At 67.6% G+C, this 12,913-nt stretch carries 11 protein-coding genes; 1 reads left to right on the forward strand and 10 read right to left on the reverse strand.

Annotated features, from left to right (window positions below; all coding sequences use genetic code 11):
* Positions 1 to 99 precede the first annotated feature (99 nt).
* Entirely contained in the window at positions 100 to 999 is a 900-nt protein-coding gene (locus tag Y710_RS18015; protein WP_045537990.1) for an LLM class flavin-dependent oxidoreductase, read from the forward strand.
* A 19-nt stretch (positions 1,000 to 1,018) separates the two neighbouring features.
* Here Y710_RS18015 and xerD read toward each other — a convergent pair whose 3' ends face one another.
* The 10 genes from xerD to Y710_RS18065 all read right to left on the reverse strand — a co-directional run bounded on the left by xerD (position 1,019) and on the right by Y710_RS18065 (position 12,476).
* Positions 1,019 to 1,945, reverse strand: a complete 927-nt coding sequence (gene xerD, locus Y710_RS18020; protein ID WP_045537988.1) for a site-specific tyrosine recombinase XerD — start codon at positions 1,943 to 1,945, stop codon at positions 1,019 to 1,021.
* Positions 1,946 to 1,956: 11 nt separating this feature from the next.
* Positions 1,957 to 2,583 carry an NUDIX domain-containing protein gene (locus Y710_RS18025; RefSeq protein ID WP_006898313.1) on the reverse strand — a complete coding sequence of 209 codons (627 nt, stop codon included), beginning with the start codon at positions 2,581 to 2,583 and terminating at the stop codon, positions 1,957 to 1,959.
* Positions 2,584 to 2,595: 12 nt separating this feature from the next.
* The gene (locus tag Y710_RS18030; RefSeq protein ID WP_006898314.1) at positions 2,596 to 4,332 is read right to left on the reverse strand and encodes a CTP synthase; all 1,737 of its coding nucleotides are present in this window, start codon (positions 4,330 to 4,332) and stop codon (positions 2,596 to 2,598) included.
* A 132-nt stretch (positions 4,333 to 4,464) separates the two neighbouring features.
* The gene (locus Y710_RS18035; protein WP_006898315.1) at positions 4,465 to 5,394 is read right to left on the reverse strand and encodes a copper transporter; all 930 of its coding nucleotides are present in this window, start codon (positions 5,392 to 5,394) and stop codon (positions 4,465 to 4,467) included.
* On the reverse strand, positions 5,391 to 6,584 hold the full coding sequence (gene steA, locus Y710_RS18040; protein ID WP_039868216.1) for a putative cytokinetic ring protein SteA: 1,194 nt from the start codon (positions 6,582 to 6,584) through the stop codon (positions 5,391 to 5,393). The genes Y710_RS18035 and steA overlap by 4 nt, the downstream gene beginning before the upstream one ends.
* A gap of 115 nt (positions 6,585 to 6,699) precedes the next feature.
* Positions 6,700 to 8,442 carry a DNA repair protein RecN gene (gene recN, locus Y710_RS18045; protein WP_045537986.1) on the reverse strand — a complete coding sequence of 581 codons (1,743 nt, stop codon included), beginning with the start codon at positions 8,440 to 8,442 and terminating at the stop codon, positions 6,700 to 6,702.
* Between the two features lie 6 nt (positions 8,443 to 8,448).
* On the reverse strand, positions 8,449 to 9,417 hold the full coding sequence (locus tag Y710_RS18050; protein ID WP_006898318.1) for an NAD kinase: 969 nt from the start codon (positions 9,415 to 9,417) through the stop codon (positions 8,449 to 8,451).
* A gap of 14 nt (positions 9,418 to 9,431) precedes the next feature.
* Entirely contained in the window at positions 9,432 to 10,349 is a 918-nt protein-coding gene (locus Y710_RS18055) for a TlyA family RNA methyltransferase (RefSeq protein ID WP_045538021.1), read from the reverse strand.
* A gap of 57 nt (positions 10,350 to 10,406) precedes the next feature.
* The gene (locus Y710_RS18060) at positions 10,407 to 10,667 is read right to left on the reverse strand and encodes a hypothetical protein (RefSeq protein ID WP_045537983.1); all 261 of its coding nucleotides are present in this window, start codon (positions 10,665 to 10,667) and stop codon (positions 10,407 to 10,409) included.
* 12 nt (positions 10,668 to 10,679) lie between these two features.
* The gene (locus Y710_RS18065; protein ID WP_231875781.1) at positions 10,680 to 12,476 is read right to left on the reverse strand and encodes an HAD-IIA family hydrolase; all 1,797 of its coding nucleotides are present in this window, start codon (positions 12,474 to 12,476) and stop codon (positions 10,680 to 10,682) included.
* Positions 12,477 to 12,913: the final 437 nt, after the last annotated feature.

Raw genomic sequence — 12,913 nt, forward strand, 5'->3', positions numbered from 1 at the left:
CTCCTGCTGTGCTTCTATGTTCGAACTCTACCGCCGACCTCCGACAAAACAGTCGGCGCTCGCCTGCGCTCGCGCACTCGTCGTCGTAGTCTGCGAACCATGAGCGACTACGGTCTCGAGCTTCGTTTCGGCGTCTTCGTCACAGGTACGTCAAAGGCACCTCAGCAGGCCGTCGACCTGGCTCTGACCGCCGAAGACGCCGGCATCGACATGGTGACGATCCAGGACCACCCGTATCAACCGGCGTTCCTCGACACCTGGACCCTGCTGAGCTTCATCGCCGCGCGGACCGAGCGCGTGATTCTGTCCGGAAACGTCCTCAACCTCCCGCTGCGGCCTCCCGCTGTTCTCGCCCGCGCCGCTGCGAGCCTCGATCTGCTCTCCGCCGGTCGATGCGAGATCGCACTGGGTGCAGGCGGCTTCGTCGACGCGATCGCGGCGATGGGAGGTCCGCGTCGCACCCCCGGAGAAAGCCGTCGTGCACTGGACGAGGCGATCGACGTGATGCGCGCGATCTGGGACACCTCGGCCCGCGCCGGCGTTCATCTCAGCGGTGACTTCTACCAGGTGGACGGCGCCAAACGCGGCCCGGCGCCCGCCCACCCGATCGGCATCACCGTCGGCGCGTACAAACCGCGCATGCTCCGACTCGTCGGCCGCAAATGCGACGGCTGCCTGCCGTCGCTCAGCTATCTGCCGAACGGGGTCAGCGATCTGACCTCGATGAATGCCGTGATCGACGCAGCCGCGATCGACGCCGGCCGTGACCCCTCGGCTATCCGGCGATACCTGAACGTCGGCGGTCACTTCAACGACGCTCGCGGAGATCTGCTCAGCGGTCCGCCGGCATCCTGGGTGGACGAGCTCGCCGGTCTCACCCGCGACTACGGCATCACCGGGTTCATCTTCGCGACGGACGACGCGGCCGAGATCGAGACCATCGGCACCCAGGTGGCACCCGCTGTGCGGGAACTGGTCGCCGAGCACCGGTCGGCGTGAGGGTGGCGAGGGGCGGTACTCAGCGCGCCCGCGGGTGCGCGGTCGCATACACCTCGCGCATCGTGTTGACCGTGACCAGCGTGTACACCTGAGTCGTCGTCACCGACGAGTGACCGAGCAATTCCTGCACCACGCGAACGTCAGCGCCGCCGTCGAGCAGATGCGTGGCGAAACTGTGCCGCAGAGTGTGCGGCGAGACCTCCTTGTCGACACCGGCACGTTCCGCGGCGTCGACGAGCACCTGCCAGGCACTCTGCCGGGACAGTCTTCCGCCCCGGACGTTCAGGAACAGCGCCGGCGTCGCCCGTTTCACCAACGCCGGCCGGCCGCGCACGAGGTACGCGTCCACGGCGTCGATCGCCGGTCCGCCGACCGGCACGATCCGCTCCTTCCCGCCCTTGCCGCGCAAGACGACCGCGCGGTGCTCCAGATCGAGGTCGTCGAGGTCGAGCGAGGTGACCTCCGAAATCCGGGCACCACAGCTGTAGAGCAGTTCGACGAGCGCTCGATCGCGCAGGCTGCGCGGCCCGTCGCCGGAGCCCGCGGCGTCGAGGATCGCGAGAACATCGTCTACCGGCAACGATTTCGGGAGGCGCCGCGGCGGCTTAGGCGGACGTACCGCATGCGCGACGTCGGATCCGGCCAACCCTTCGGCCGTACAGAATTTGTGAAAGCCACGCGCCGCCACCAGCGTCCGCGCGACCGACGAGTCGGCCAGTCCCGGAACACCGCTGCCAGGGTCCCCGCGCCGCAGAGCGACGAGGAAGTCGCGCACATCCTCCTCGGTGATGGCGGCGATCTCGGAGATTCCGCGCCCGTCGAGAAACGACCGATACCGTTCGAGGTCGCGACGGTAGGAGGCGACGGTGTTGACCGCCGACCCGCGTTCCACCGTGAGATGGTCGAGGTAGCGGGCGATCGCGTCGTCGACGGTCGCGGTGGACATCTGTCGCCGCCCTATCGGCGTGCCGCGAAGGCCGTCGGCTCATCTCGCCACGGTGCGTCCGTGGCGCGGAGTTCCGTACCGCTCGCGTCGGCCGCCGCCGCGGCGAGCACTCCGGACACGGCCGTCGCGTTGACGATCTCGCCCGACAGGCACATCCGCACCGCGTCGGCCAACGGCACCCATTCCAGGACGAGATCCGCCTCCTCGTCCTCACGATCAGCGGCGTGCAACTGATGGAGACTCTCCGCCAGATAGACGCGCAACGCCTCGTCGGTGAACCCCGGAGACACGACCAGGTCGACGAGCACTCGCCACCGGTCCGCAGCCAGATCCGCCTCCTCGGCGAGTTCCCGCTGTGCGGCCGACAACGGCGATTCCTGCGGTCCGCCGTCGAGCAGACCCGCGGGCAGTTCCAGCAACCGGCGTCCGATCGGGTGACGATACTGCCGCACCATCGCGATCCGACCTTCGTCGTCGCGTGCCACCACGGCGACGGCACCGTGGTGCTCGACCACCTCGCGGCGGGCCGTCCGGCCCCCTGGCATCTCCACCTCGTCGATGCGCAGAGCCAGGATCGCTCCGGTGTACTCGGTCCGCGACGACCGCGTGACGAACTCGTGCGATCCCGGCTCGCTCATCGGCTCAGCACCTCATTCCCCGTCTGCGACGGTCTCGAGGATCTCGACTCCGCTCGCGTCGTAACCTTCCAGTTCCACCGGCAGCCGCACTGCGGTCTTGTACTTCAACGCGGCCTCGATGAACGCCTTGAACAACGGGTGCGGGCGAGTGGGACGGCTCTTGAGCTCCGGATGCGCCTGGGTGGCGACCAGGAACGGATGGACGTCCTTCGGATATTCGACGAACTCGACGAGCTTGCCGTCCGGCGACGTGCCCGAGAACACCAGACCGGACTCGGCGATCTTGTCCCGATAGGCATTGTTGACCTCGAAGCGGTGGCGGTGCCGCTCGCTCACCTCGGTGGCGCCGTACGCCCGCGCCACCTGAGATCCCGGGATCAGCGTGGCCGGGTACGCGCCCAGCCGCATCGTCCCGCCGAGGTCCGCATCGCCCGCCACGGCCGCTTCCTGATCCGCCATCGTCGCGATGACCGGCGAAGGGGTATCGGGATCGAACTCGGTGGAACTGGCATCGGCCAGTCCCGCCTGCCGCGCGGCCTCGATCACGACGCACTGCAGACCGAGGCACAGTCCCAGCAGCGGGATCCCGTTCTCCCGCGCGTACTTGATGGCACCCAGCTTGCCCTCGATCCCGCGGATCCCGAACCCGCCGGGCACCAGAACCGCGTCGACGTCCCGCAGGGCCGCGTGCGCACCCTCGTAGGTCTCGCAGTCGTCCGACGGAACCCAGGAGATCTCGGTGCGCGTGTGGTGGGCGAAGCCGCCGGCACGGATCGCCTCGGTGACCGACAGATACGCGTCCGGCAGGTCGATGTACTTGCCGACCAACGCGATCCGCACCGTCTCGCGCGGCGAATGGACCCGGTCGAGGAGATCGCCCCACACGGTCCAGTCGACGTCGCGGAAGGGCAGTCCCAGCTGACGGACCACGTAGGCGTCGAGTTGCTCCGAGTGCAGCACCTTGGGGATGTCGTAGATCGACGGTGCGTCCGGCGTCGAGATGCATCCGTCGATGTCGACGTCGCACATCAGGGCGATCTTCTTCTTGAGCGCCTCCGGCACGGGCCGATCGCACCGCAGGATCAGTGCGTCGGGCTGGATGCCGATGCTCCGCAGCGCCGCCACGGAATGCTGGGTCGGCTTGGTCTTCAGCTCGCCGGAGGGCGCCAGGTACGGAACCAGGGAGACGTGCAGGAAGAAGACGTTGTCGCGCCCGAGGTCGTGGCGGATCTGCCGAGCCGCTTCGATGAACGGCTGCGACTCGATGTCGCCGACGGTTCCGCCGATCTCCGTGATGACGACATCCGGCTCCTCGCCGTCGGCGTCGGGGTCGTGCATCGCCATCATCCGCGATTTCAGCTCGTCCGTGATATGCGGAATCACCTGCACGGTGTCGCCGAGGTACTCACCGCGGCGTTCCTTCGCGATGACGGTCGAGTACACCTGCCCGGTGGTCACATTCGCCGATCCGGACAGATTGCGGTCGAGGAAGCGCTCGTAATGACCGATGTCCAGGTCGGTCTCGGCGCCGTCCTCGGTGACGAAGACCTCGCCGTGCTGGAACGGATTCATCGTGCCCGGATCGACGTTCAGGTACGGATCGACCTTCTGCATCGTCACCCGCATACCGCGGGCGGTCAGGAGCTGGCCGAGGCTCGAGGCCGTCAGACCTTTGCCGAGTGACGAGGCGACACCGCCGGTCACGAAGATGTGCTTTGCTCCGGCGCGCTGGTCACGCAATGATCGCAATTTTTCTCCCGTCGGGCGGTTCAAGCCTCTGCGAAATCTTGAATACCTACGGGACTTCAGCCTAACAGCATCGGCGCGGAATGCCGCTACGAGCAGCCGACTCCACCGTCGCCGGGAGTGTCGCGGCTCCGGTCACTTCGAGGGAGCAGCTCCCACCGTGATCGCCGTCGCACCCGGTCCGGTGCCGTACGCGCCGGTGCGGCCGTCGGTCTCATCGCCGAGAGCGAGCACCGTGGTCAGCTGACCGGTCTGTTGGTCGACGTTGTCGACGGTGCTGACGGCATTGTTCAGCGACGGGTCGGACCGGACCACACCGATCGGTGAACCGCCCTCGGCGGAACCGGACCGCCCGGCGAGTACGCCACCGGAACCGCGTGCCGCCATCGCTGCGGAGAACCTGCCGACGAACTGCCCCTGCGCACCGGAGTCCGACGACATCTCCCCGCCCGTCACGACCAGCACCAAGTCGGCCGGCCGCACCGCACCGTCCGGATACTCGAGGAACCCGGCCTGCCGAAGCGTCTGAAGTGCGGTGGACCGATCACTGTCCGACGCGGGCGCCTGTCCGGGCCGGGTCAGAAGTGCGGTGCCCAGCAGATCACCGAGCCGCGAGCCCGAATCGGTGTACTCCACGCGCAGCTGAGCGCCGGCAGGGATCGATTGGTCGACGACGGTGCGCAGCTTGGACGCCTGCTCGTCGCGGACCAGCGCGGTGGTCAACGCGATCTGGCCGGTCACCGTGCCTCCCGCACCGTTGACCAGCCCCTTCAGCGCTTCCACATCGCCGTCGGCGGCGTCGGGCGCGGTGACGATGAGCACGCCGCGCTTGTTCAGAACACCCTTCGTCAGTTCGGGACCGATCGCCTTGATGAAGGCGGTGTCGTTCCCGACCTCTTTGTCGAGGGCATCGCGCTCGTCTTGCAGCTTCCCGATTCTGTCGCGATCGGTGCCGGTCAGGGCATTCACTCGGTCACCGATGAACCCGGAACCGAGGAACAGGCCCAGAGTCAGAGCCAAGAAGACTGCGATCAGCGAAACGGCGTGCTGGCGCAAAGAGATCATTTGGTATTCCACACACTGCTGACCCAATCGGTCAGCGAGTGCCACTGGTCGACCATCCAGTCGCTGGCGGCTGCCCCGCCGCCCTGGGTGATCACAACCGCCACGATGATCGCGATCAGTGCCGCGACCATCAGCATGGCGATCAACGTTCCGCTGATCCGACTGCGGTACAGCGTGGCGACAGCCTTCGCATCCACCAACTTCGCTCCGACCTTCAGTCGCGTGAGGAAGCGCGAAGGGATCTGGTCACGCATCGTGCGGTCGAAGAAGTCGTTCATCGAGCCGCTGAGTCCGGCGGTCACGATCAGGTCGGCACCGTGGTAGTCGGCCAGCAGGAGTGCGAGGTCCGGCGCCGACCCGGCGGCCGGGAAGGTGGTGGCGCCGATGCCGAGATCCTGGATCCTCTCCAGGCCCGGTGCGTGGCCATCGGGGTCGGCCGGCAGAACCACCTCGGCGCCGGACTTGAGCGTCTCAGTGCGGATGTCGTCCGGGTCCCCGACGATGAGGGCCGGGCGGTAACCGGCCTTGATCAAGGTGTCCGCACCGGCGCCGACGCCGACGAGCACCGGTTGGTATTCCTTGATGAAGGGTTTGAGCGATTTGAGGTCTGCGGCGCGGTCGGAGCCGTCGGCCACGATCACGACATGCCTGCGGTCGAATTTGACGTTCACCTTCGGCACGCCGACGCCGTCGATCAGCAGCGGCGACTCGCTGCGGATGAACTCGATCGTGTTGCCGGAGAAGGCTTCGAGATGATCGACGAGGCCGGTCTTCGCGTCGAGCATCAGGTCGGCGATCTCGCGTTCGCCGAGTTCCTGACCTCGAGCGATGACGCGTTCGCCGATGTACAGCTTGCCCTCGTTGAGGCGTACCTTGGTGCCGTCCTTGACTCGCGAGAACACTTCGCTGCCGACGTTGTCGATCAGCGGGATGCCGGAAGCCGCGAGCACTTCGGGACCGAGGTTCGGGTATCGGCCGGTGATCGACTGCGAGACGTTCACCACCGCCGCGACCTCGGCCTCCACCAGCGCGTCAGCGGTGACCCGGTCCAGGTCGACCTGGTCCAGGATCACGACCGCACCGTGGTCGACTCGGTTGACGAGGCGTTTGACGTCCTTGTCGATCCGGGCGATGCCGGTGAGTCCGGGGAGTGCTTCGGTGTTCCGCGAGAGCAGGGCTGGCATCCTCATGGGTCCCATAGTGACCTTCAGGCACATCAGTCACACGGAGGCGCGCCGTATCAATATCAACTTTCGTCACACTGGAAACACTCGCCTCCGTCGGCGAAACAATGGCGGCTCCCCGTCAGGAATCCGCGCGCGCCCGCTCCGCGGTGTCGAGGAGTTCCTCCGCATGAGCCCTGCCGGTCTCCGAGTCCCCGAGACCGGCGAGCATTCGGGCGAGCTCCGCGATGCGTTCGTCGCGGTCGAGCATGGTCAGCGTCGAGGTCTGCCTGCCCTTGCTTCCACCACCGGACTTGCCGATCACGAGGTGGTTGTCGGCAAAGGCGGCCACTTGCGGAAGGTGCGTCACCACGATCACCTGATGGCGTCGAGCCAACCGTGCGAGGCGCGCACCGATCTGCACGGCGGCCGCGCCGCCGACGCCTGCGTCGACTTCGTCGAACACCATCACCCCGCCAGAATCCGGCTCGGCCAGAACCACTTCCAACGCGAGCATCACCCGCGACAGTTCGCCTCCCGACGCCGATTTGGCGATCGGCAGAGGCGCCGCGCCCTTATGCGCCACGAGTCCGAATTCGACGCGGTCGGCACCGTCTCCGCCCGCGTGCGCACGCCGTCCGCCGACGTCGATCGCGAGCCGGTCGTCGTCTGCGGGCAGCAGCGAGACCGAGACGGCCAGTGCGCTGCCGCCCATCGCCAAGCCCGCCAGTTCGGCCGAGACCTTGCTCGCGAGGCTCTTGGCCGACTTCGTCCGCACGGTGTGCAGCTTGCCGGCCAGTTCTGCCACCTTGTCCCGCGCGGCCGCGGCCCGAGCCTCGAGTTGTTCGATCGCACCCTCGGGGTCCTCGATCTCGCTCAGGCGTTCACGTGCGTCGTCACGCCAGGCCAGGACGCCGTCGATGTCCGCGGCGTACTTGCGCGTCAACGACTTGAGTTCCGCTTGACGGTTCAGCAGGCCGTCGAGGTCACCCGCGTCGTCCGGCAGGCCTCCGAGAAACGAAGTCAGCTCTGCGCCGAGGTCGGTGACGACCGTCAGTGCTTCGGCAACGCGCGGCTGCAGATCGCGCAATGCGTCATCCGACGCCGACTCCAACAGCGAGCGGACGGTGCCGAGACCGTCGACCACCGACGCGCCTTCGGCACCCGCCACGATCTCCTGTGCTTGATACGCAGTGGACCTGATCTCCTCGAGATCGGTCATCCTCCGGATGGTCGCGATCAGATCGGTGTCCTCACCGGGCTCGGGTCCGACGGCGTCGATCTCGTCGATTCCGAACCGCAACCGGTCGGCCTCCTGGGCCAGTTCTCGGGCGCTGTCACGACGCCGGTCGAGTTCGTCGAGCAGTTCCACCCAGTCCGCGCGCGCCGCGCGGTACTTCTTGAGCGTCGAGGCCGCCGCCGGACCGGCGTACCGGTCCAACGCGGAGCGCTGCTGCTCCGGCCGGATCAACCGCAACTGATCGTTCTGCCCGTGGATCGCGAGCAGTTCGCCCGTCAGCTGCGCGAGCGTGCCCACGGGTACGGCGCGGCCGCCCAGATGTGCGCGCGAGCGACCATCGGCATTGACCGTCCGCGCCGCGATCAGGGTGTCGTCGTCATCGACGTCGGCACCGGTCTCGTCGAGGACTGCGGCCACCGATGACCGATCCTCGGGAAGGCGGAACCGGCCTTCGACGATCGCCTTCGCGTCTCCGGTCCGGACACGTCCCGCGTCCGCTCGTGCTCCGGACAGCAGCCGCAGGCTGGTGACGATCATCGTCTTGCCCGCACCCGTCTCACCGGTCAGAACGGTGAATCCGGGATGGAACTGCGCGCTCGCGGATTCGAGCACACCGAGACTGCGGATCGACAGTTCTTCCAGCAACGGGTCTCAGCTCCTTCCCCGCCAGCCGGTGACCGGCAGCGAGAACTTGGTGACGAGTCGGTCGGCGAAGGGCTCCGAATCGATGCGGACCCAGCGAAGCGAACGCTGCGCCCGCACCACCTCCACCCTGGACCCCGCGGGTACGTCGAAGATCCGGCGGCCGTCGCACAAGGCGACGCCGTCGCGCCCCTCGCGGTGGACTTCCACCGCCACGCGCGATCGCGGACTGGTGACCATCGGGCGGGCGAACAGCGCGTGGGCGTTGCTCGGCACCACGAGGATCGCCTCCAGATCCGGCCACATCACCGGACCGCCGGCGGAGAACGCGTACGCAGTGGAACCGGTGGGCGTGGCGACGAGCAGTCCGTCGGCGCCGTAGGCCGCAACCGGCCGCCCGTCGACCTCGGTGACGAGTTCGAGAACACCGTTGTGCGACGTGTTCTGAATGACGACCTCGTTGAGCACCCAGTCGCGCGCACGGGGCTCATCGCTCCCCGGGTCGATCACCGATACGTCCAGCACCATCCGGTCGACGACCCGGTAGTCGCCGGCGATCAGCAGGTCGAGCACTTCGTCGATCCGGTGCGCCTCCGCCTCCGCGAGGAATCCGATGTGGCCGAGATTGATCCCCATCAATGGGACGCCCGCGGGGTACGCCAGTTCGGCGGCACGCAGGAAAGTGCCGTCTCCGCCGAGCACAAGCACCAATTCACACCCCTGCGCCGACACCGAGTCGGCGTGAGCGACCTCCACATCCGCTCCGGCGTCGCGCAGCATCTCCGGATCGACCGGGTGGGTCTCGACGTTCGGAGGCGGCGGCCGGCGGGTGTCGTGGTCGACGACACGGACCGCGATACCGGCGTCACCGCAGCGCTTCGCGATGGTCAGGAGCGTATCGGTGACCTCGTCACGGCCGGTGTGCGCCACGACCAGGAAGGTCCGGGTACCGTCCGGCGACCCGCTCGATGATGTCATCACCCTCCCCCTCCCTATTGCGGACCGTCGGCGACGGCTTGATCGATCAGAGCGCGGACGCGTGTGGCCTCATCCTGATCCACCCAATCGTGATCGGTACCGTCCGAGCCGATCTTCGAGTCAACGGTATCGCCGGGGTGTGACATCTGCTCACTCAGGACCTTCGGCTCCGAAACGACGCCGTCGTCCTTGTGCAACCAGAGGAAGAATTCCACATTGCCGGACGGTCCGGGAAGCGGGCTCGCCACGACCGCTCGAGTGGTGAGCCCGAGAGATGCCGCCATCGCCGCGACGTCCTCGACCGCCTCTGCCCGCAGTCGCGGGTCACGGACCACCCCACCCGCTCCGACACGGTTCTTTCCGACCTCGAACTGCGGCTTCACCATCGGCAATGCGTCGCCCCCGGGGCGGAGACAGCCGGCGAGCGCAGGCAGCACCAGCTTGAGCGAGATGAAGGAGAGGTCTCCGACGATGAGATCGACCGGGCCGCCGATCACTTCCGGCGTGAGATGACGGACGTTGGTCCGATCGTGGACGTGCACCCGCTCGTCGGTCTGCAGCTTCCACACCAGCTGCCCGTAGCCGACGTCGACCGCTTCCACTTCACGAGCACCGCGTCGCAGCAGCACGTCGGTGAAACCGCCTGTGGACGCGCCTGCGTCCAGACACCGTTTACCGTCGACGGACACCCCGAGCGGTTCGAATGCGGCGAGGGCGCCGAGCAGCTTGTGCGCCCCGCGGGAGGCCCAGTCGTCGGTCTGCCCTTCAGTCACCACGATCGGCGTGTCCCTGGCGACATTGGTCGCAGGCTTGCTGGCCGGCGTTCCGTTGACTTTGACATTCCCGGCGTCGATCAGCTCGCGGGCCTGCTCGCGGGACCTGGCGAGTCCGCGCCGCACGAGTTCGGCGTCGAGCCGTGCACGAGCAGCCATCATCGGCCTTTCTGTCTAGGGCAACGGATCCTTCTACGGCAGCAGATGCGGTTGCGTTCAGCCACGGCCGGCGTCTTCCAGCGCCGCGGCGAGTCTGTCGTGTGCGCTGGTGAGCAGTTCCGCCTGCCGGGCGAGCGCACCGAGGTCGAGTTCGTCACCGGCGGCCGATCGAACCATCTCCGCCTCCTCCAGCAACTGCGCGGCAGCGGCCAGCGCCGGATGCTCTGCCGGGTCTGCGGGCGGCGCATTGCGTGCGGCCAGATCCGCGGCGACCGACGCCGGTGACGGACCGGGGCGGGGTGTATTCGGCTCACTCATGACGAGACCAGGCTAACGCAGCGGTGTCAGTCCGAGGGCGGTGAGAGTCTCCGCCGCCACGTCGTCCTGGGCGGCGATCCGCAGATCGAACGAACCGACGTCGGCAGTCCACACCGCGTGCGCGAGCGCCGCGGCGAGACTCGCCTCGGTTCCCGTCGAACGCGCGGCGACCGCGACGTGCTGGCCGTTGATCTCGATGCTCCACTCGGGACGGGGACCGATCGCGGACTCCGCCGCCGGCTCCTTGAGCGCGTCCAGCCCGGACGCGATGTACGTCGGCCGCTGCCGCGGTTCGGCGGCGAGCAGTTCGGGTCCGCTCGTGACGCCGCCCAGGACGAGCAGACTGTCGATCCCCACGGTGTGCGCGCCCTCGATGTCCGTATCGAGCCGGTCCCCGACCATCAGGGGCCGCTTGCCGTCGGTGCGCGACAGTGCGCCTCGCATGATCGGTGCCGCGGGCTTCCCTGCCACGGTGGGCTCCTGGCCGGTCGCCGAGGCGATCGCCGCTACCATCGATCCGTTTCCGACCATCAGTCCGCGCTCGGTCGGCAGGGTCGAGTCGACGTTGGTCGCCACCCAGGCAGCGCCACGTCGCACCGCCAGAGCGCCCTCAGACAGCTGCGCCCAACCGGTCTCCGGGGAGTGGCCCTGGACGACAGCCGCCGGCTCATCGTCGGCGGAGTCGACCACAGTCAGCCCGCGCGCCCTGATCTCATCGCGAAGAGCATCAGCACCGACGACGAGGACCTTCGAACCCGTCTCGACCGTCTCCGCAACCAGGTCCGCTCCGGCCTGAGCGCTGGTGACCACCTGCTCGGACTTCGCGTCGAACCCCAGTGAGAGGAGATGATCGCGCACCTGCTCGGGACTACGGCTGGCATTGTTCGTGACGAACAGCGCGGTGCCGTGTGTTTGCGCCACGGCCTCGATCGCGCCGGGCAGTGCTGTGGAACCGGTGTACAGAGTTCCGTCGAGATCGAGCAGAAGCACGTCGTACGCATCGCCCAGAGCCACGGAGGCCGACGACGGTTCACTATGGCCGGAGGTCGACGTATCTACGCTCGGTGTGCTCTCGAGCAGGTCCATCAGCCGGAACTCGGCGTCGGTCTGGTCATCGATATCGGCGGCTGCCGCATTCTGGAACCAGGTCACCGCGTCGGCTCGACGGCCAGCAGCCTCGAGGGCCGAAGCGTAGGCGAAGAACAGCCGCGCGGCCTGGGTTCCGGTCCGACCTGGACGCAGGTCCTGATCACTCAGCGCACGCACCGCCGACTCGGGATCTTTCAGGTCGATGAGAGCACCGGCCTTGACCATGGCCATCTCGAGCGCAGCCTCAGCGCTGAGATCGCGTGCCTCGTCGCTGTCGGCGATCTCGACCGCACGTCGGGGCTGTCCCAGCCCGCGTTCGCTGTCGGCGATCAGCGGCAGCAGCGCATCGCTCCCGCTCATCCTTCGCGCGGCACGCAGTTCGGAGATCGCTTCCTGCCATTCCCCGGCAGAGTACGCCACAATGCCCGCGGTCTCGCGGACGACGGCGATCCGTGCGGCCCGAGCCCGAGCGGCACGGGCGTGCGCCAGCGCCTCCTGCGGATCGTCCTCCAGCAACGACGACGCCATCACCAGATGACGTGCGACCCGGTCGGCCGTCGGCTTGTCCAAAGCCGACAGATCCCGCCTGACTTCCGGATCGAGATCCGATGCCGAGACGTCGTCGGGAATCCCGGGTCCGGATGACGCATGGTCGTCCGTCCGTCGCTGCCGCCCGTTTCGCCGGCCGCCCGGATTCCGTCCGCCACCAGTAGTACTCATAACCGTCCAATCTATTCGCCGACCTGCGAACAAGCTAACTGAGAACGAGTGGATGGCCAGCCGCTGGTCCGTACCGAGACACCGCGCCACTGTTTGTGCTGAGTTTCGTTGGCTCAGCAAGCGTGGTGAATGGCCATGACGGTGGTGCGGCCCCGAGGACGGGGCACGATCCGCTGCATTCTCGCTTGGTTTCGACTCGCTTCGCTCGCTCAACAAGCCTAAGAGGGTGCGCACTCAACCGGCCTGGAATCGCCGGCTCCCCCGGAGGTTTGTCGAGTAGGCGTGTGAGCGTAGCGAGCCCGCCGTATCGAGACGACTCTGCACCGCTCGTGTGGTGGTTTCGACTCGCTTCGCTCGCTCAACCAGCCTAAGAGGGTGCCCCCTCAACCAGCCTGCCGGAAGCGCTCTCCGACCCTCGAGGTTTGTCGAGTGGGCGG

The organism is Gordonia sp. QH-12 (genome assembly GCF_001578675.1).
GTDB lineage: Bacteria > Actinomycetota > Actinomycetes > Mycobacteriales > Mycobacteriaceae > Gordonia > Gordonia sihwensis.

Bases quoted from the DNA above. Each gene is read 5' to 3' on its own strand.
- Y710_RS18025 (WP_006898313.1), bottom strand. From the start codon at position 2,583: ATGAGCGAGCCGGGATCGCACGAGTTCGTCACGCGGTCGTCGCGGACC.
- Y710_RS18035 (WP_006898315.1), bottom strand. From the start codon at position 5,394: ATGATCTCTTTGCGCCAGCACGCCGTTTCGCTGATCGCAGTCTTCTTG.
- Y710_RS18015 (WP_045537990.1), top strand. From the start codon at position 100: ATGAGCGACTACGGTCTCGAGCTTCGTTTCGGCGTCTTCGTCACAGGT.
- steA (WP_039868216.1), bottom strand. From the start codon at position 6,584: ATGAGGATGCCAGCCCTGCTCTCGCGGAACACCGAAGCACTCCCCGGA.
- Y710_RS18055 (WP_045538021.1), bottom strand. From the start codon at position 10,349: ATGGCTGCTCGTGCACGGCTCGACGCCGAACTCGTGCGGCGCGGACTC.
- xerD (WP_045537988.1), bottom strand. From the start codon at position 1,945: ATGTCCACCGCGACCGTCGACGACGCGATCGCCCGCTACCTCGACCAT.
- Y710_RS18060 (WP_045537983.1), bottom strand. From the start codon at position 10,667: ATGAGTGAGCCGAATACACCCCGCCCCGGTCCGTCACCGGCGTCGGTC.
- Y710_RS18050 (WP_006898318.1), bottom strand. From the start codon at position 9,417: ATGACATCATCGAGCGGGTCGCCGGACGGTACCCGGACCTTCCTGGTC.
- Y710_RS18065 (WP_231875781.1), bottom strand. From the start codon at position 12,476: ATGAGTACTACTGGTGGCGGACGGAATCCGGGCGGCCGGCGAAACGGG.